This window comes from Vibrio sp. Vb1729, assembly GCF_033338655.1.
Lineage (GTDB): Bacteria > Pseudomonadota > Gammaproteobacteria > Enterobacterales > Vibrionaceae > Vibrio > Vibrio alginolyticus.
Window position 1 is genome coordinate 196,890 of record NZ_JAWOTB010000048.1, and the last position, 18,610, is coordinate 215,499.

At 43.8% G+C, this 18,610-nt stretch carries 16 protein-coding genes; 12 read left to right on the top strand and 4 right to left on the bottom strand.

Annotated features, from left to right (window positions below; genetic code table 11):
• The first annotated feature begins 116 nt into the window (after positions 1 to 116).
• On the top strand, positions 117 to 1,034 hold the full coding sequence (locus R7E29_RS20240) for a M14 family metallocarboxypeptidase (protein ID WP_017635280.1): 918 nt from the start codon (positions 117 to 119) through the stop codon (positions 1,032 to 1,034).
• Here R7E29_RS20240 and R7E29_RS20245 read toward each other — a convergent pair.
• A complete protein-coding gene (locus R7E29_RS20245) occupies positions 1,029 to 1,817 on the bottom strand; it encodes an AraC family transcriptional regulator (RefSeq protein ID WP_005385013.1) in 789 nt (262 codons plus the stop codon). The two genes, R7E29_RS20240 and R7E29_RS20245, sit on opposite strands and share 6 nt — an antisense overlap.
• 98 nt (positions 1,818 to 1,915) lie before the next feature.
• Here R7E29_RS20245 and R7E29_RS20250 point away from each other — a divergent pair, with 98 nt between their 5' ends.
• From R7E29_RS20250 to R7E29_RS20260, 3 genes are all read left to right on the top strand, one after another.
• On the top strand, positions 1,916 to 2,821 hold the full coding sequence (locus R7E29_RS20250) for a DMT family transporter (RefSeq protein WP_017635281.1): 906 nt from the start codon (positions 1,916 to 1,918) through the stop codon (positions 2,819 to 2,821).
• A gap of 145 nt (positions 2,822 to 2,966) precedes the next feature.
• Entirely contained in the window at positions 2,967 to 3,452 is a 486-nt protein-coding gene (locus R7E29_RS20255; protein WP_005375279.1) for an acyl-CoA thioesterase, read from the top strand.
• A gap of 171 nt (positions 3,453 to 3,623) precedes the next feature.
• On the top strand, positions 3,624 to 3,869 hold the full coding sequence (locus R7E29_RS20260) for a hypothetical protein (RefSeq protein ID WP_005375277.1): 246 nt from the start codon (positions 3,624 to 3,626) through the stop codon (positions 3,867 to 3,869).
• Between the two features lie 367 nt (positions 3,870 to 4,236).
• Here the strand turns inward: R7E29_RS20260 and malG are convergent, their stop codons facing one another.
• From malG to malE, 3 genes are all read right to left on the bottom strand, one after another.
• On the bottom strand, positions 4,237 to 5,127 hold the full coding sequence (malG, locus tag R7E29_RS20265; RefSeq protein ID WP_005375275.1) for a maltose ABC transporter permease MalG: 891 nt from the start codon (positions 5,125 to 5,127) through the stop codon (positions 4,237 to 4,239).
• A 12-nt stretch (positions 5,128 to 5,139) separates the two neighbouring features.
• Positions 5,140 to 6,714, bottom strand: coding sequence for a maltose ABC transporter permease MalF (malF, locus tag R7E29_RS20270; RefSeq protein ID WP_017821250.1), 1,575 nt, complete (start codon positions 6,712 to 6,714; stop codon positions 5,140 to 5,142).
• 79 nt (positions 6,715 to 6,793) lie between these two features.
• The gene (gene malE / locus R7E29_RS20275) at positions 6,794 to 7,972 is read right to left on the bottom strand and encodes a maltose/maltodextrin ABC transporter substrate-binding protein MalE (RefSeq protein ID WP_064369667.1); all 1,179 of its coding nucleotides are present in this window, start codon (positions 7,970 to 7,972) and stop codon (positions 6,794 to 6,796) included.
• A 672-nt stretch (positions 7,973 to 8,644) separates the two neighbouring features.
• On the opposite strand from malE, the gene malK reads away from it, so the two are divergent.
• The 8 genes from malK to R7E29_RS20315 all read left to right on the top strand — a co-directional run bounded on the left by malK (position 8,645) and on the right by R7E29_RS20315 (position 18,600).
• Positions 8,645 to 9,763, top strand: coding sequence for a maltose/maltodextrin ABC transporter ATP-binding protein MalK (gene malK / locus R7E29_RS20280; protein WP_005375271.1), 1,119 nt, complete (start codon positions 8,645 to 8,647; stop codon positions 9,761 to 9,763).
• A 423-nt stretch (positions 9,764 to 10,186) separates the two neighbouring features.
• Positions 10,187 to 11,587 (top strand): undecaprenyl-phosphate glucose phosphotransferase, encoded by a 1,401-nt coding sequence (locus R7E29_RS20285; RefSeq protein ID WP_042521578.1) that lies wholly within the window; start codon positions 10,187 to 10,189, stop codon positions 11,585 to 11,587.
• A 10-nt stretch (positions 11,588 to 11,597) separates the two neighbouring features.
• A complete protein-coding gene (locus tag R7E29_RS20290) occupies positions 11,598 to 12,803 on the top strand; it encodes an outer membrane beta-barrel protein (protein WP_213899129.1) in 1,206 nt (401 codons plus the stop codon).
• A 12-nt stretch (positions 12,804 to 12,815) separates the two neighbouring features.
• Positions 12,816 to 13,349, top strand: a complete 534-nt coding sequence (locus R7E29_RS20295; RefSeq protein ID WP_005375265.1) for a polysaccharide biosynthesis/export family protein — start codon at positions 12,816 to 12,818, stop codon at positions 13,347 to 13,349.
• A gap of 15 nt (positions 13,350 to 13,364) precedes the next feature.
• A complete protein-coding gene (locus tag R7E29_RS20300) occupies positions 13,365 to 15,545 on the top strand; it encodes a GumC family protein (protein ID WP_213906721.1) in 2,181 nt (726 codons plus the stop codon).
• The gene (locus R7E29_RS20305) at positions 15,523 to 16,332 is read left to right on the top strand and encodes a putative capsular polysaccharide synthesis family protein (protein WP_170889997.1); all 810 of its coding nucleotides are present in this window, start codon (positions 15,523 to 15,525) and stop codon (positions 16,330 to 16,332) included. Before R7E29_RS20300 ends, R7E29_RS20305 begins: the two co-directional genes overlap by 23 nt.
• Positions 16,333 to 16,334: 2 nt before the next feature.
• Entirely contained in the window at positions 16,335 to 17,387 is a 1,053-nt protein-coding gene (locus tag R7E29_RS20310) for a glycosyltransferase (protein ID WP_170889996.1), read from the top strand.
• On the top strand, positions 17,353 to 18,600 hold the full coding sequence (locus R7E29_RS20315) for an O-antigen ligase family protein (RefSeq protein WP_170889995.1): 1,248 nt from the start codon (positions 17,353 to 17,355) through the stop codon (positions 18,598 to 18,600). The genes R7E29_RS20310 and R7E29_RS20315 overlap by 35 nt, the downstream gene beginning before the upstream one ends.
• The last annotated feature ends 10 nt before the right edge of the window (positions 18,601 to 18,610 follow it).

Genomic DNA, 18,610 nt, shown 5'->3' on the forward strand with positions numbered 1-18,610 from the left:
TCATCAAAGTGATGATTTTGCAAAGAATACCACCCCAAATGGTGTTTTATATTGCCGTAAAGATAAGACAGGTCTAGTCTTGTGATACCTTTCAGCAGTCAAAAGAAAAAGTATAGATGAAAAGTGGATACATTTACCCAATCGGTACTCCTGGCCAACCTTGGAACGAAGAAGAACGTAAAGCTTGGTTAGCAACGCAAGAAGTAAAACGTAGCTACCAAGATGAAGTCGTCAGTAAAATCGATGCCCTACGCGAGCGTTTTGATGTTGAACAATATGGTGCGCTCTCATACAACGAGGCACGCTTCCCTCTGTTTTGTATCAAAACACGCAATTGGGATTCAACTAAACCTGCTGTGTTGGTCACAGGCGGCGTGCACGGTTACGAAACCAGCGGTGTACATGGCGCTTTAAAGTTTGTAGAAACGGAAGCAGAGCGCTATGCAGAGCATTTCAATATTGTCGTTGCACCCTGCGTAAGCCCTTGGGGTTACGAGGTGATCAACCGCTGGAATCCAAACGCGATTGATCCAAACCGCTCTTTCTATAAGGATAGCCCTGCCGAAGAGTCCGCTAACCTCATAAAGCTAGTTGCAACTTTAGGCGATGTGTTAATGCACATTGATCTACATGAAACGACAGATTCTGACGAAACTGAGTTCCGTCCAGCCTTAGCTGCTCGTGATGGTATTGAGTACATTGAAGGTATGATCCCAGATGGCTTTTACACGGTGGGAGATAGTGAAAACCCTCAGCCTGACTTCCAAAAAGCGGTCATTGAGTCAGTTGCAAAAGTGACTCACATTGCACCAGCAGATGAAAACGGAGAAATCATTGGTTCACCCGTCGTACAGTTTGGCGTTATCAACTACCCAATGGTAAAACTGGGCCTGTGTGGCGGCGTAACAAATTGCGTTTACGGCACGACAACGGAAGTGTACCCAGACAGCCCAACAGTGACCGACGAAGAATGTAACGATGCACAGGTTGCAGCCGTGGTGGGTGGTTTGAATTACATAATCGCTCAGCTATAACAATCGATTCTTGTATTGCTCCGGTGTCATGCCGGAGTATTTCTTGAACATCGCGATAAAAGGGCTAGCTTGGTTATAACCTAACGTCAGAGCGACTTCTTTCACAGTCTGCCCTTTACGCAGCAACTCCATAGAATGTAAATATCGCACACGTAAGCGCCACTCAGTAAAGCTCATGCCCAACTCACTCTGGCAATGTCTCGCTAACGTGCGTTCTGTGGTATGCACTTTTGCCGCCCACTCCGCCAAACTGATCTCATCCGTCGGCGATTCTTCTACTGCTTTTAAAATCGGTTCAAGATACTTATTGTCGGTAGTCGGTAAAAAGTGATGTTCGACTTCTTGCTTTGCAAGCTGGTCCAATAACACTTGTACCAAGCGCTTGTCTTCATCAGTTTGCGCCACATTAATGTCTCGCTGACGAAAGTCCTCAATAATAGATGACACGATTGGAGTCACTTTGATCAAGCTCGTTTTAGTTGGAAAATGCGCCGTCAATTCAGGGGCAATATTCAAAGAACAATATTCGATTGGCTTACGGTTGTAGCTAGTGTGACGAATTCCGGCGGGAACCCAAATAGCAAGATGTGGAGGTGCTAGAAATCTTGTGTCTTCTGCATCCATCTCCAGAATCCCACCGCTGATCAGTTGCACTTGCCCCCAAGGGTGGCTATGAATTCGTGTTTCTGTATTAGAGAGAAACGCTTCGAAATTCATAAATACATCTGATGGCGCACGATCGATTGATAAGGAGGGGTGAAGATTTCTGGCGCTCTTTTTCAAAATTGTCTTCCTATCGCTTACGATGTCTTTTAAGAGATACTTTTTATTATAAAGACCTGCCAGACTAGCGCCATCAATAATTGTGCTATAGGGTTCTCATGATTTATTTACTTCCGTTTTTCACCGTTATGATTTGGGGTGGTAACTCAATTGTGAACAAGATGGCTGCGAGCGCCATTGAACCAAGTGCGATGAGTTTCTACCGTTGGTTTGTCGCAATGGTACTCCTAACGCCATTTTGCCTGCCTGCAATCATCAAACAACGACACATTATTCGACCTTACTTAGCTAAGTTGGCGTTTCTTGCGTTACTTGGTATGGTTCTCAACCAGTCACTTGGATACTATGCCGGTTTAACAACAACGGCCTCTAATATGGCCCTGATCACCTCTTTAGTTCCGTTGATCAGTGTGTTTTTAAGTGTCCCATTGCTCGGTAAATCTATATCAATGTTAAGTATCGTCGGTGGTGTCATTTCGCTCGGCGGCTTGGCATTTATGCTTGGTCACGGTGATATCACTTACTTTTTACATCAAGACTTAACGCAAGGTGACAGCTTAATGCTCGTTGCTGCCATGGTATACGCGGCTTATTGTGTTCTGCTAAAACGCTGGAAAATGCCATTCAGTAGTTTGACTCTGGTTTACATGCAGGGCTTCTTTTCTGTTTTGATGCTCACACCACTTTGGCTCTCTAGTGAACAACTGTTACCAAGCCAAGACGCGCTACCATTAATCGCTTATGCTGGTATTGCTGCTTCCATTTTCGCGCCGCTGATGTGGGTAAAAGCGATTGATTCAATTGGTGCTGATTCAAGTGCTATGTTCATGAACCTAATGCCTGTGGTTTCCGTCATACTTGCTTCAACACTAATTGGTGAGAAAATTTACGCTTACCATATTATTGGTGGGTTGTTAGTCATCTCTGGCGTTATCCTGTCGCAAATAAAAGTAAGACAGAGAAAACCATTGTCCAATTCTGAGGTTGCCTCTACCGCCAATTAACATCTACACCCCAAGCCACAGAACTACGCTGTGGCTTGTCACTTCCAGCGTTCGAATAAAAGTTAATATTTTGTTTCATTCGCTATTCCCGAAAATTCATCTTGCTGCTAAATTGGGAAAACAATAACCCATCAAGGAAAGACAGATGAGCAGTGGTCAAAGAGACATTACCCTTCGCTTTTTAGCAGAACCCAGCGACGTAAATTTTGGCGGAAAAGTGCACGGCGGCGCCGTAATGAAATGGATCGACTTGGCAGCGTACGCCTGTTCTGCAGCGTGGAGTGGTAAATATTGCATTACCGCATATGCTGGCGGCATTCGGTTTGTTGCTCCGATTCATGTCGGCAACTTAGTCGAAGTTAGCGCGAAAGTCATTTATACCGGACGAAGCTCAATGCACATTGCGATTGACGTGCAAGCTAGTGATCCAAAGCAAATGAAAAACAGACTCACCACTCACTGTATCGTTATCATGGTTGCTGTAGATGAAAACGGAAAACCAACCGATGTACCGAAATGGATTCCAGAGTCAGATGAAGACAAAGCCTTAGAGCAATCCGCTATCCGTCTTATGAACATGCGTAAAGAGATTGGGGAAGAAATGGAAGCACACGTTAAATACCTCAAGTAACTGGCATCCGTTAAGAACGCTATTAAGTACCTCAACGTTACCTAGACCCAGAGTGTGGAGCAACATCATGGTTTTGCCATTTGTTTCACGCTCGCCCTTCTCTGTCATAAATCCTTCACCTAGCTTTGCTTAAATCCATCCATTATTTTAGAGTTGGATAGAGTTTGGATCTTGAGACTAAAAGAAACGACCTTAAGTGAAGAGACGTTGACCAATTTAAAAGCGGTCGAGTACCAGTGGGTGAGAACCATGTACGTCGAGGGGTATAACGAAACAGAAATTAATCATTACATTCAAACTTGCTTTGGCGGTGACGTTACCTTTGCTAATCTATTTCGTCGCGTCGCACTGCAGCAAGAAAGTTTGTACACGCTGCTTCAATACGTTGGATGCGCACCTTCCAGCCGAGAGTTTTAATCTCTTCCTTCCCTACCTCAATTTAGCTTTTTACTAAGCTCTAGTTATTTATGTGAAGTGCTACGCAGGGCATTATTCAAGCCCTGTGTAATCCATTGCAAAGCCGCTAATCTCTATCTACTTATTGCACAATTGCCTTTAACAGGCATAAAAAAACCTGAGTCTAAACTCAGGTTATGGTTACAAAAACTGTTAGTGATTGAATCGTAAGGAACTAAGCTAACAGCCAGCTATGCGTAACGCCAATAAAAGCCAAGATATTACTGATCGGCGGCCAAACCAAAATTGTAATATCCGTGCTAAGTATAAGGGCGACCATGTGGTCGCCCTTTTCTAGTTATTCTTATCAATCTCAGACCACAAGAGATTATCCTTTCACACCACCAGCGGTTAGACCACCAACCAACCAGCGCTGCGCAAGTAAGAATACGGCAGTGATTGGCACTGCTGAAAGTACAGCAGCTGCGGCAAAGTCACCCCACAAGTAGTTTTGTGGATATAGGTATTGCTGCATACCCACTGCAAGTGTGTACGAGTCTACATCAGAAAGCAGTAGTGACGCTACAGGAACTTCACCAATTACCATGATGAACGACAATATGAAGACTACCGCTAGGATTGGCACAGACAGTGGCAGCAATACCAAACGGAATGCTTGCCATGGTGTAGCACCATCAAGAGCCGCTGCTTCTTCTAGAGACGAGTCAATACTTTCGAAGTAGCCTTTAATGGTCCAAACGTGCAGTGCGATACCGCCTAAGTAAGCGAAGATCAGACCGCCATGCGTGTTCAGACCAAGGAAAGGAATGTACTGACCCAGTTTGTCGAACAACGCGTACAGAGCAACCAGTGCCAACACCGCAGGGAACATCTGGAAGATCATCATCGCTTTAAGAATGGTGTTCTTACCTTTGAACTTCATACGAGCAAACGCGTAAGCCGATGTGGTTGATAGCGCCACGATTAGGATTGCAGAAATACCACCCACTTTTACCGAGTTCCACAGCCATGTCATTACTGGGAATGGTGGCGGTGTAACTGTACCGTCTGGATTAGTCACCGAGAAACCTAATGCCAATTTCCAGTGATCAAGTGTTGGGTTGTCTGGGATCAGGCTACCCGTTGCAAAGTTACCTTCACGGAATGAAATCGCGATGATCATCAGCAAAGGGAAAATAATCAGTGCCAAGAATGCCCACATTGCAATATGAGTAGCCCAAACACGATACTTTAATGACTTACCTTGTACCATTGCCATTGTAATTTCTCCTTAGTCCTGAGCTACTTTAGTTACGCGTAGGTTGATAAGTGCCAATGCGCCAACCAATAGGAAGATAAGCGTTGCTACTGCACTTGCTAGACCGAAGTCTTGACCACCAGCACCTTCGAATGCGATTCGGTAGGTGTAACTTACTAGCAGGTCGGTGTAACCCGCAGGCTCTGATGTACCAATCATGTTTGGACCACCGCCAGTCAACAACTGGATAAGTACGAAGTTGTTGAAGTTAAATGCAAAACTCGCGATCAACAATGGTGTTAACGGCTTCAACATCATTGGTAGTGTGATACGTGTGAAGTTCGTGACAAAGTTCGCACCATCAATTGCTGATGCTTCATATAAATCGTCTGGAATCGCTTTTAGTAAGCCCATACACAAAATCATCATGTAAGGGAAACCAAGCCAAGTGTTCACAATTAAGATCATGGTTTTCGCCATGAACGGGTCAGAGAACCAAGCCGGGCTAATGCCGAACAAGCCTTCCAACAACATGTTGATCTCACCAAAGCTTTGGTTAAACAAACCTTTAAAGATCAAGATAGAAATAAACGCCGGAACTGCATAAGGCAGGATTAGCAACAAACGGTAAACTGAGCGACCTTTAAGTGCTTCCCACTGAACCACACTGGCAAGGACCAGACCAATAACAAGCGTAAACAATACGGTTAGCGCAGAGAAAACAATGGTCCAGATAAAGATACTGATAAACGGCTCTTTGATACCATCATCTTTCCAAACACGCTCAAAGTTGTGGGTACCAATGTTCACCACGAAACCTGGTGACACTGTGCTACCAACAAATTGACCGTTTTCATCGACAGGCTGGTAGTAACCTACTTCCATATTTGGACGTAGCGCTTCTTCAGTCCGGTTGTTGTAAAGCGTTTCACCATCTTCTTGTAATGTGTACAAAGGTACAACTGCAGCAAATTTGCGCAGCCCACTCATGCGGATATCATCACCACTTGGCAAATGTAAATCGACACTGCTCAACGCACTGCGGTTCTTAACAATCGCCTTGATTGATTCTTTTTCACCCGTTACTTCTTCAATTGGTGAAAGATCAAACTCCGATGCTGAAAGGTTATCAAGCTGAAAAGTCGGGCTTGCAAGTAGCTCACCATCTTTTTCAACCACAAGTTGATGGCCTTGCTCCGTTTTATACAAAGTGAACGGGTAGCTATCACCACTTTGGTAAGTTCGGTCCAAAAGTACGTTCTGAGCGCGATCAAAAGAGAGTTGGTTCTTCGCGCTATAGTTGGTAAACGCCAAACCTATGGTGTACGCCAAAGGAAAAAGAATGAAAAGGATCATCCCTGCTATACCAGGGTAGATGTAACGGTGTGCGTACGTCTTTTTACTACCAAAGATGAACAACGCTAAAGCGGTAAGAATGAGCGTAAGTAGTGCAAACGCAATCTCACCGCGAGAATACATAAGGATTGTTGCGTAGCCATTGATGATGCCGACTGTGCCTAAAAGTGACCATTTCATGAACACTTTTTTGCTGCTCGGAAGGCTGGCTTCTGGTGCTGTCATAGCATTTGTACCTTGAACTGACTGCATAGGGAACCTGCTAGCGAATATAGAATAAATATAGAAAAGTAAGGAGGAGTTGCCTCCTCCTTAAAAAGGTCTTACTTAATTATTTAGTCATTTGTTTTTCTGCATCTGCAAGAGCTGCATCGACAGTTTGACGACCGTCAACTACGTTGATGATTGCGTTCTTAGCCGCACCCCAGAATGCGTTCATTTGAGGGATATTTGGCATGATTTCGCCGTTCATCGCATTGTCCATTGTTGCTGCGATACGAGTATCTGAATCTAGCTCACGTTGGAACGAGTTAAGTGCTACCGCACCTAGAGGCTTATCGTTGTTAACCATACGTAGGCCTTCGTTTGTTAGTAGGTAGTTCTCAATGAACTCAACTGCTAGATCTTTGTTTGGAGACGCAGTGCTGATACCAGCCGTTAGAACACCAACGAATGGCTTAGAAGATTGACCTTGGAACTTAGGTAGCGTAGTCACGCCGTAGTTAACGCCAGACTTCTCAATGTTGCCCCAAGACCATGGACCGTTGATCGTCATCGCTGTTTTGCCTTGGTTGAACGCAGACTCAGACACTGAGTAATCCATATCCGCAGAGATTACGCCTTTATCAACTAAGCCTTTTACGAAGCTCATTGCGTCTTTAACGCCTTCTTTCGCGATACCAGCGTCTTTAACATCGTAACCTTCAGAAGTGTATTTGAACGCGTAGCCGCCATCAGCCGCCATTAGTGGCCAAGTGAAGTACGGTTCTTTTAGGTTCCACATGATTGCAGACTTGCCGTCTTTTTTAAGTTTTGCATCTAATGCTGCAACCTCTTCCCAAGACTTTGGTGGGTTTGGAACTAGGTCTTTGTTGTAGATTAGAGATAGAGACTCAACCGCAACTGGATAGCCGATCAATTTACCGTCGTAACGTACTGCATCCCAAGCGAAATCAACGATACCTTCTTGAATATTCTTAGAAGGTTTAATTTCTGCTAGCAGGCCAGCTTCTGCGTAACCACCGAAACGGTCGTGAGCCCAGAATACGATATCAGGACCGTCGCCAGTCGCTGCAGTTTGAGGGAATTTGTCTTGAAGGCCATCTGGGTGAGCCACAGTCACTTTAATGCCTGTGTCTTCTTCAAATTTCTTACCAACTTCAGCAAGGCCGTTGTAGCCTTTATCACCGTTGATCCAGATAGTAAGTTGTCCTTCTTCGATGGCTGCATTAGCACCAAAAGAACCCAAAGCAACAAGAGTACCTAGTGCTACAGCGCTTAACTTTTTCATGTTCGTATCCTTTTTATATTTTTGATGTAGGGCTAGTCCATTGAGGTTCAGCCGTATTTCGACATATATCATCTGAAATAATCCAATATGTCTCATCCTCCTAATCCCTACGCCCTTACAATTATGACGTATTTTCGTGATCTAAATCGCCAAGGGTAAGAGACTCAAATCACAAAATGGATAGTTCCTGTGATCGGTTTCAACTTTAGGTGGTGCAATAATGTGATTTCCGACCAACTGCTTTCTTCCTCCTCCTTTTTTACTCCTCCCTTTCTACTCCCCCTACAATTATTTCTATTAGGAGGATGTCGCACTACGCACAATCTTAGAAACTGCAGTCATCCAAGAGTGGATGGTAAGAACCCTTTCCCAGCAGTGCCTACGTATTAGGAAAAAGATTTGCTGGTTTTGCATTGCCAGACGAGTGGAATGTCATTATTAGTGTTGTTTGTGGTAATTATTTCACGGGGGAGACAATACGAATAATGTGGGGGAGAGAAACTCGTACTTGGCTATGATGGGTAGCACTTCTATTCAGGACATTTTATTGAAGTGCTACCCTACTTTTCTTACCAACCGCAAGAACTTACCGATTCCTACTGTTACTGCTCGCTAGATAATTCATATAATGATGAGCGGTGAATAATAAAAAATTGATCGAGGACGAGCTACATGGCGAGTGTCACGTTAAAAAATGTTTGTAAAGCGTATGGCGACGTACTGATTTCTAAGAACGTAGACCTAACAATCAACGAAGGTGAATTTGTTGTTTTCGTAGGTCCATCAGGTTGTGGTAAATCTACCCTTTTACGTTGTATTGCCGGTCTTGAAGACATTACTTCAGGTGATTTGTATATTGGTGACCAGCGCATGAATGACGTCGAACCATCCAAACGTGGTGTTGGTATGGTATTCCAGTCTTACGCTCTTTACCCGCACCTTAACTTATATGACAACATGTCATTTGGCTTGAAACTAGCAAAAGCAGACAAAGCAGAAATCGACAAGCGTGTTGAACAAGCAGCAGAAATCCTACAACTAGGCCACTTGCTTGAGCGCCAACCAAAAGCACTTTCTGGTGGACAGCGTCAACGTGTGGCGATTGGCCGAACATTGGTATCGCAGCCAAATGTATTCCTTCTAGACGAGCCACTATCAAACTTGGATGCGGCACTGCGTGTAAACATGCGTGCACAAATCACGAAACTTCAGCGCCAACTTGGTTGTACCATGATCTACGTAACGCACGATCAGGTAGAAGCGATGACAATGGCAGATAAAATCGTTGTACTAGACGGCGGTTATGTATCGCAAGTTGGTAAGCCGCTTGAGCTTTACCATTACCCACAAAACCGCTTTGTAGCTGGCTTTATCGGTTCTCCGAAAATGAACTTCATGAGCGTATTCATTGATGAAGTAGAAGCAGAGCGCGTCAAAGTTCAACTATCTAACGGCGTATCTTTCTGGATTCCGGTGGATGGTACAACAGTTAACCGCGGCGACCGAATGTCTTTAGGCATTCGCCCTGAGCACCTATTATCCGCTTCTGAAGCCGATGCAAGTATTCACGGTGAAGTGATGATTGTTGAGAAGCTAGGTAACGAAACTCAAGTATACCTAAATCTAGAAGGCGCGGACGCCGACGTTATTTTCCGTCAGCCTGACACACTTGCAGTCGACACTGGCGATAAAATCGAGATCGGTATTCCAGCTCATCGTTGTCACCTGTTCCACAGTGATGGTCGCGCATGCCGCCGCCTATACAAAGAAAACGGCGTAGAAGTCGAATAGTTCATTCGTCCTTACTCAAAAAAATCCCTCTCACTTGAGAGGGATTTTTTTATCTTAATAAATATCAGCAATTCGATACTAAATCATTAATCGTTAACGAATCAAATCACCCGTTTCTTCTACCCTCACATAAACCATTGTCTTTGTACTGATACTTCATTTTTAATACTTTTCCTCATTCCTCATAAGTAAGTACCAGCTTTTTCCTAACCCGCCAAACTTAGCCAAAGGGCTAAATATCATTCTTATTTCCACTTACCTCAACAACGCAAATTTTTACACTTATCAACGAAATTACACGTGACAAAAAAACTCAGTAGCATTCAACAGAATGCTCTGTGCACCAACTACTAATAACGTTCACGACACGGCAATTGGGGAAGACACCCAAGGGCGGTAGCGTGTCAGAAGGGAAACTGAGTCATGAAACAAAAAGGACTTATCCGCTCTCATGAGATGGAGTTCGCTTTTTTATATCGCATCTCAGATCTTGCTGTCATCGTCTCTTTTATGCTGCTTTTAGTGTTCAAAGACATGAATACTGCGATGGGGAAAGATTACGTCATATTGGCTTTCGTTGGAGGCATCTCCTTTCTATTTATGGCAGAAAGCGGCAATCTGTATCGCTCTTGGCGAACCAGTTCGTTTAAAGAGCAGATGTTTATTGTCTGTGTTGCTTGGGCGGTGACTTCTGCACTTATCTTTGTTGTGCTGTATTTTTCTGAAGTCCATACCTTATTTGATAACACAATTTTAGCGCTGTGGTTTGCGATTACGCCCGCTCTGCTTTTGGCATGGCGAGTAACATTCCGTACCGGATTAGCCTATTTGAGAAAAAAAGGATTCAACACTCGCACTGCAATCATCATCGGCCAAACTCCTCACGGCATTACCCTAGCTAACGAAATTCAAAACCACACAGAACACGGCGTGCTTTTTGATGGCTTTTACGACGAACGATCTTCCGACAGATTGCCAAATTCTGATTATCCTATTAAAGGAGCTGTTGACCACGCCCTTGAGCGAGCTAAAAAAGGGGAAGTAGATTACGTCTATATCGCGATGCCAATGCACGCAAAAGAGCGCATTGCGTCACTTCTTAACCAATTCTCAGATACCACCGCAAATACGTATCTGATTCCCGACTTCTTCACTTATAACCTTTTACATTCTCGTTGGGCGCAGATCGGCCAAGTTCAAACACTAAGTGTCTTTGATACACCTTTTGCTGGAATTTCTTCTTGGGTAAAACGGTTTGAAGACATCTTGTTTTCGAGCATTATTTTGGTCTTAATCGCCCCTATTCTATTCGTCATTGCGATTGGCATTAAGGCAACTTCTAAAGGCCCTGTCATCTTTAAACAACATCGTTACGGTCTTGATGGACGCAAGATTGAAGTCTGGAAGTTCCGTTCAATGACAACCATGGATCAAGGTTCCAACGTGAAACAGGCGACAAAGAACGATCCTCGTATTACGCCTTTTGGCGGATTTCTGCGTCGCACCTCTTTGGACGAACTACCTCAATTTATCAATGTACTGCAAGGGACCATGTCTATTGTCGGCCCACGCCCTCATGCCGTGGCACACAATGAAGAATACCGTCAGATCGTGGATCGCTACATGCTACGTCACAAAGTAAAACCAGGCATTACTGGCTGGGCACAGATTAATGGTTATCGCGGCGAAACCGACACCTTAGAAAAAATGGAAAAGAGAGTCGAGTTTGATTTGGATTACATCCACCATTGGTCGGTTTGGATGGACATCAAAATCATCTTTATGACCGTTTTCAAAGGCTTCACTGGTGCTAACGCTTACTAAGGTTGAGATTATGAAGAAACTGACAATGGCAATAGCATTGAGTCTGTTTTCTACTGATTTGCTCGCAGAACCGATGGCTTACCAAACCGAGTCTGGTATAGAGTTGATTCCCCTCGTAAAAACTTTCTACGAGGGAGATGACAACATCAATAAAGCGGAAAAATCCGGCAATGTGGAATCGGTCAATATTTGGGGTATAGAACCAAGCTTACTAGCACGTATAGAACGGAATCGCTATCGCGCAGATATTTTATATAAGTTAAAAGCGGGCTTTTCATCTGACGATCGCAACGACTTCGACGACCACACTTTTCAGTTTTCCAACTTTTTCGAATTTAATCATCGTCATCGTTTAGTGGTTGATTACCGTTTTCGCGCCCAGCATGAAGTTCGAGGAGAAGATATTACCGAAGGTAATGGTAGCGCAATCGACTCACCAATAGAGTTCAACCGTAACGATGTAAAAACCAATTATGTCTTTGGCTCTAACGGTGCCAAAGGCAGACTCGAATTCGGTTTAGGCTATAGTGATAAAACCTATCAAAACTATCGTGACGGCTTGCCTGGGCGCCCAAACGCTAAAACTAAATACAACGATTTTCGAGCTCCCAATGCACATTTGGAGTTCTATTTAAGAGCGACGCCAAGAACCTATTGGTTAGTCGGAACAAACCAAATCGTAACCGATTATCAACACCGAAATTCTGCGCAGCCATCGAAAGATAACAACACCAGTTTCTATTACACCGGTGCCGAATGGGAAGTTACAGGAAAAACCAAAGGCATCGCTCGACTCGGTTATCAAATCAAAGATTTTGACAGCGCTCAACGAGAGACATTTAAAGGCTTTAGTTGGGATATCGGCTTTGAATGGTTGCCTCAAGAACAAACTCTAGTCAGCGTGAAAACCACTCAAGCGGCGGTTAACCCCGATCAAGATGGCGATTACAACCTACAAACTCGTTACCGACTGAACCTGAAGCACGATTGGAATAGTTACCTTGCAACTCGCTTAGGTGCTGTTTATCAACAAGATGATTACACGGGAATCTCCAGAAACGACGATCGGTACACTTTATCTTTTGGTATCGATTATCAGATCAAACGTTGGATACAGCTGCAAGCCGATTGGCAATACCAAGATAAAAACTCTAGCCGATCGGGTTATAGCTTCGAACAAAACATTTGGACTTTAAGCGCACAGTTTTCTCTGTAAAAAGGATTATTAATGAAGGCATTCATCAAATTCATGAGTGTAGCGTTGTTGCTATTTAGCACTTTGGTCAACGCTGACTCAAACGAGGAAGATTACTTACTCGATACTGGCGATACCATTTCCGTGCAGGTCTATGGTGAAGAAGATCTTACGATTAAAAATATTCTAATAACGTCAGATGGCTACTTTGATTACCCCTACCTTGGCCGAATTAAAGCAATCAAAAAAACACCAAAACAACTCAAGTACGAAATAGAAACGGGCTTAAAAGGCGATTATCTCATCAATCCAAAAGTGATGGTCACCATCAATAACTTTCGTCTGTTTTACGTTAATGGAGAAGTCAGGAAACCTGGTGGATTTGAGTACCGTCCAGGGTTAACCATAGAGAAGGCCATCGCTCTGGCAGGTGGCTTGACCGACAGAGCCTCACGCAAAGGCATTAACCTCACCAAGCATAAAACAGGTCAAACGATGGAGGGGGTCAGTATGCACCGCAACGTTGAACCTGGTGACATTGTATTTATTGACCAGAGCTTCTTTTAAGTGACAGGGAATCAAATGAACGGGACTCATCCAAATAATCTCCAGATGAACAAAGTAGAACTGATTCGTTTTGGCCATCACTTCAAAGCGATTAAAAAGAATTGGCTAAGCATCGCAGCATTCACGCTTCTGTTCTCATTAACTTGTACTTGGTATATCTACTCCAAAGCATCGATATACCAAGCTACAGCTACGCTACTCATCCAAGAGGAGCAAAAAAGCGCCCTTTCAATCGAGGAAGTATATGGCGTCGACACGACAAAAAAAGAGTACTTTCAAACGCAAATCGCCATTTTAAAATCGAATCATATTGCAGATAAGGTAATTAGGGAGCTGAACCTCACCCAATTACCTGAATTCACAAGCTCAGGGGGGTTAAATAAAAAAATCGACCAAATAAAGTCGATTCCTTTTGTTCAAGACCTACTGAATGTGGCACCAAGCCCAAAAGAAACCGCGCAGTTTTCAGAGTCCTATTATCAGGCACTTCAAGCTTTCAGAAGTAAACTCGATATTGAGCCAGTACGTAACACCCAATTAGTCAGAATTCGCTTTCGTTCTACCGATCCTAAGCTTGCTACGACAATCGCCAACGCGGTCGGCCAAGCCTATATTGACGCAAATTTTGAAGCCAAATTGGTCGTTACACAAAATGCGGCTACTTGGTTGACAAATAACTCTCAAAAATTGGAGGAGCGATTACGTAACTCGGAGCAAGCGCTGCAAGAATTCTTGTTAAAAGAAGGGTTGATCGATATCAACGGTATTGATGAAATTTACGCAAATGAGCTAGAAGAACTCACTCGCAAGCTGAATATCGCTGTTAATAAGCGTATTGAAGCGCAGACGTTAATCCAACTGTTACGACGTAAATCTTCGCAAAGTTTAGACAGCTTGTTGTCAATTGATGAATTCGCTAATCAAGCGCAAATCCGCGATCTAAAATTGTCGGAAGCACAGGCAGCCAAAAATCTCTCTGAACTGGCACAGCGCTACGGACCTAAGCATGATCGAATGATTCAGGCGAAAGCACAGCTTGCTGAAATTCAATCAAGAACCCAGCAACTCATCCGGGACATTTCCTTCAGTAAGCAACAAGACCTTCTTGCTGCAAAAGCGCAAGAGGACATGCTTCGAGCAGAGCTCGATAACAAAAAGTCAGACTTCCAATCGTTAGGGTCACAAAAAGCGCGTTACGAACAGTTAAAACGCGAGGTTGAATCCAATAAGGCACTCTATGAAGCGTTCTTAAATCGTGAGAAAGAGACCAACGCCACCAGCGACTACAAGAATGTCACTGCTCGCTTTACTGATAAAGCCATCATTCCTCTATTCCCGGTGGCACCACAACGAATCAAACTGGTACTAATTGCCACCTTTTTTGGCTTTGCCATTGCTTGCGCTCTAGTCATCATCTTAGAAACGATGCGAGAAGTTATCCGAAGCGCAGCCGATGTGCAGGAAAAACTTGGTGTTACGTGTTTAGGTGTGATTCCTATGGTCAAAAAACGCAATTTGCGTAAAAACGGCGTCAGTTATACCGCGTATTTAGATGATGAAGAAAAGCTATTTAGTGAAGCTTGCCGCTCGGTCAGAACCTCGCTTCTGCTCAGATTAACCAACACGAAGCAAAAGATATTGCCCTTTACCTCTGCTATTCCAGAAGAAGGAAAAACATCGACCAGTATCAATATGGCGGTGTCGTTTTCAAAAATGGAAAAGGTGTTGATCATCGACTGCGATTTACGTCGACCTTCCATCGCAAAGCGATTCGGTATTGCTGAATCAAGCCCTGGCTTAACGCATATCCTGACGATGGATACGCCAATCAAAGATTGTGTTACACATATAAAAGAAGCCAACTTAGATGTATTATCGGCCGGCCTAATTCCGCCAAACCCACAGGAATTACTGGCTTCTGATCGCTTTAAAAAGTTGCTCGAACATTTTCAAAATAAGTATGACCGGATCATTATCGATACGCCGCCCCTACTGTCAGTGAGTGACGCACTTATTCTTGGTCAGTATGCCAATGGTCTGATCACCGTCATTCGCTCAGAATCAACAAAATCATCACTGGTTAACCTTGCGTTATCTAAACAAATACAACACTCAGTTCCATCTCTTGGCGTCTTAATCACACAAGCCAAGGCCAAGGAAGGAGAGACGCTTTATGTCCAGAAATACGCCTACTAACGTAAACCTATCTTGGTACCAAACCTTGAAAAGCCAAGAACAACCGGTATTGATCTATCAAATGGGCAAAGTAGGTTCGAGTGCATTAGAGCATTCCATTCCTAACTCGATTCACTTGCACGACCTTATGACTGTCGATGCGCAAAAACAAATATCCCCTGTTAGAGCGCAATTGCATAAGCCTCAGATCAATGCGTTAAAGCGACGACTAAAGCGCATAACAATGAGCCAAATGTTAAAGCGCAAGAAAAAAGTTCGAATCATCTCGCTGGTGCGTGAACCGATCGGACGAAATGTCTCAATGTTCTTTCAAGCACTTCCTTTTTGGATGGCGGACAAATATCTAAAGGATGACAGCGCAATACGTACCGAACGTCCGCAGTTACTCCAAGAGGCATTTGATAAGCACATGAATCATCAATATGCGCTGCAGTGGTTTGACAACGAGATCAAACAACTAACAGGGATTGATGTGTTTAACGAACCTTTTAATCACGAAGTAGGCTATCAAACATACCACAACAACAACTTCTCACTGTTGGTCATTCGAAGTGACAAGCTAGCGAAGGCTAACTCCGCAGTTGAAGACTTTTTAGGTTACCCCGTGGATGTTGTTTATGAAAATCAGTCAGACAACAAATGGTACTCGCCACTAATGAAAGAATTCAAAACGCAATTTCAACCTACACCCGAGTACGTTGAAGAAATGCTGAATTCTAAATTGACGAAGCACTTTTTCTCAAATGCAGAAATCACCGACCTTAAACAGCAATATCTGACCAATTAATCATGAAAACCAAGATTCTACATATTATTAATGATCTTTCTCAGAACGGCGGTGCTCAGAAGTTCTTAGTCGACCTTGTTTTAGAACATAAGCCTGAATACGAAATCAAAATTTTGGTCTTGTGTGATGAAAATGATTACTTACCAACGCTATCCGCCCAAGGGATAGAGTGTTTTAACTGGCGCACTTTGTCATTGAGTGAGAAATACTGTTTGCTGCGTTGGCCGCATGTCGTTCACGGGCACCTCTACCCTTCCATTTATCTAGCGCTATTGGCGGTAGGTAAAAAACGAATCCAGACTGAGCACTGCTCTTACAACCGTCGACGTGACTATCCGTTGTTTAAGTTCATGGAATATGTCTTGTATTGGGGCCACGACTTGACGGTCAGTATTAGTGAAAAAGTACAAGATGAACTGGTGAAGTTCATGCCTCGCTACCAACATAAATATCACGTGGTGCACAATGGCGTTGATTTAAAAAGGTTTCCTATGATGCCGAAGTGCGCCAGCCACCTGATCGACAAACCAGTCATCAAGATTGGCATGGTGGGCCGACTTCACCAACATAAAGATCATGAAACGCTTATCCAAGCACTTGTCCATTTACCAAGACGATACGAGCTCCATCTTGCTGGAGATGGCGAAAAAAAATCGCCACTGCAAGCATTTGCAACAAAGCTCAACGTCACGCAACGTGTTCACTTTCATGGGGTAGTTTCTGATGTTCCAGCGTTTTTGAACGACATGGACATTTACGTGCAATCATCGCATGTCGAAGGCTTTGGCTTGGCGGCGGTTGAGGCCATGGCAGCAGGCTTACCCGTATTATCATCGGACGTACCCGGTTTGGATGACGTCACCGGACGTGCCGAATATTTATTTCAGGTTGGTAACTCAAATGAGCTGAGCCAGAAAGTGCTCCAGCTGTGTGAAAGTGTTGAGCGGTATGACGCTGCAAGTCAATACTCAGTCAATAGGGCCTCTCTCTACACCATCGATAAATTTCGTGAAGGTTACTATGGAATCTACCAGCAGCTTTGCACCAACAAATAGCTCCGCGCCATCGAGCCATCGAGCCTCATGGTTTGCAGCATGCCTATTAGCATTGTTCTTTATTCCTATGAAGTTTCGTGCTGGAGGAATAGCACTAGCACCATCAGACATCGTAAGTCTTTTGTCCATTGGTTTTACAGCGTTAGTGGTATTGGAAGGAAAAGCTGAAAAACTCATGCATCCCTGCATGGGGTTCCTCGTATTGTTCACTGGGTATGTGTTCTTAAATGGCCTGCTAAATCGCGTCCCCCTAATGCCGCTAGTTATAGAAACCGTGCAATGGCTGGCGATTCTCTGCTTGCTTAGCCTAATGTACGCCTATGGCGTGTTTGATGATGAATGGGTAATGGTTTATTTCACTTATCTGCTGTTTTTCATCTGTACGCTCGTTGCCTTATGGCACTTTGCTCAGGGCTATCAAAGCGGGTTTAAGTTACTCGGGGTAAGTAAATACGGGTTCGGTGTACTGTGCTCACTACTGTACCTTTATCGAGATAAAGTTCGCGCTTTCCACCTTTTGATGCTCGTAGCTTTAGTATTACTGGTGTTGTCACAAGAAAGAAAAGCGCTACTTGGTTTTTGTCTGCTTTTCTTCTTTGACCAACTGCTCGTAAAAAACTTAATGAGAAAATCGCTCAGCGAAACGTACACGTGGACGATTTTATTAGCCTTGAGCTTCATTGTGTTTACTGCCGTCACAACCACACTCTACGCTGGGTTTGAAACGCTAGCAGACACATTGGAAATAACCCAAGAAGACGTCTTATTTGCCAACCAAAGTGAAGCACGCTGGGTATCGAATCTTCATAGAAAACTTTTACTTGCCAATGGGCTAGATATTTTACTTCAACACCCAGTGTTAGGTGTCGGCGCGAAAATGTTACCCAACTTTATGATCAGTTACTTTAATTATGATGAGCTGGCGATCTACACCCACAACTTTGTGTTAGATACCGCAATTGAATACGGATTGCTTGGTATCGGTCTGCTGTTTGGTGGTTATTTTCTTTTTATTCGCTTTTGCTTCCGCAGCCTTAATGAAAACAGAAAAAGCCTATTACTTGCGATATACGCCCTCATCATGGTGTTTTTCGTTGCGGTAAACACCACCATAATTTTAATACTCTTGTTACCCGTCATGATCAGCATGAGCAACGACTCAAGGGCCATTGCTCATACTTTTCCGGTAAACCATCACCACGAATATGAATAATCAAGGATAG

Coding starts and splice junctions, on each gene's coding strand:
- R7E29_RS20295 (WP_005375265.1), top strand. CDS start 12,816: ATGAAGGCATTCATCAAATTCATGAGTGTAGCGTTGTTGCTATTTAGC.
- R7E29_RS20250 (WP_017635281.1), top strand. CDS start 1,916: ATGATTTATTTACTTCCGTTTTTCACCGTTATGATTTGGGGTGGTAAC.
- malF (WP_017821250.1), bottom strand. CDS start 6,714: ATGCAGTCAGTTCAAGGTACAAATGCTATGACAGCACCAGAAGCCAGC.
- R7E29_RS20285 (WP_042521578.1), top strand. CDS start 10,187: ATGAAACAAAAAGGACTTATCCGCTCTCATGAGATGGAGTTCGCTTTT.
- malG (WP_005375275.1), bottom strand. CDS start 5,127: ATGGCAATGGTACAAGGTAAGTCATTAAAGTATCGTGTTTGGGCTACT.
- malK (WP_005375271.1), top strand. CDS start 8,645: ATGGCGAGTGTCACGTTAAAAAATGTTTGTAAAGCGTATGGCGACGTA.
- R7E29_RS20255 (WP_005375279.1), top strand. CDS start 2,967: ATGAGCAGTGGTCAAAGAGACATTACCCTTCGCTTTTTAGCAGAACCC.
- R7E29_RS20290 (WP_213899129.1), top strand. CDS start 11,598: ATGAAGAAACTGACAATGGCAATAGCATTGAGTCTGTTTTCTACTGAT.
- R7E29_RS20310 (WP_170889996.1), top strand. CDS start 16,335: ATGAAAACCAAGATTCTACATATTATTAATGATCTTTCTCAGAACGGC.
- malE (WP_064369667.1), bottom strand. CDS start 7,972: ATGAAAAAGTTAAGCGCTGTAGCACTAGGTACTCTTGTTGCTTTGGGT.
- R7E29_RS20315 (WP_170889995.1), top strand. CDS start 17,353: ATGGAATCTACCAGCAGCTTTGCACCAACAAATAGCTCCGCGCCATCG.
- R7E29_RS20305 (WP_170889997.1), top strand. CDS start 15,523: ATGTCCAGAAATACGCCTACTAACGTAAACCTATCTTGGTACCAAACC.
- R7E29_RS20240 (WP_017635280.1), top strand. CDS start 117: ATGAAAAGTGGATACATTTACCCAATCGGTACTCCTGGCCAACCTTGG.
- R7E29_RS20300 (WP_213906721.1), top strand. CDS start 13,365: ATGAACGGGACTCATCCAAATAATCTCCAGATGAACAAAGTAGAACTG.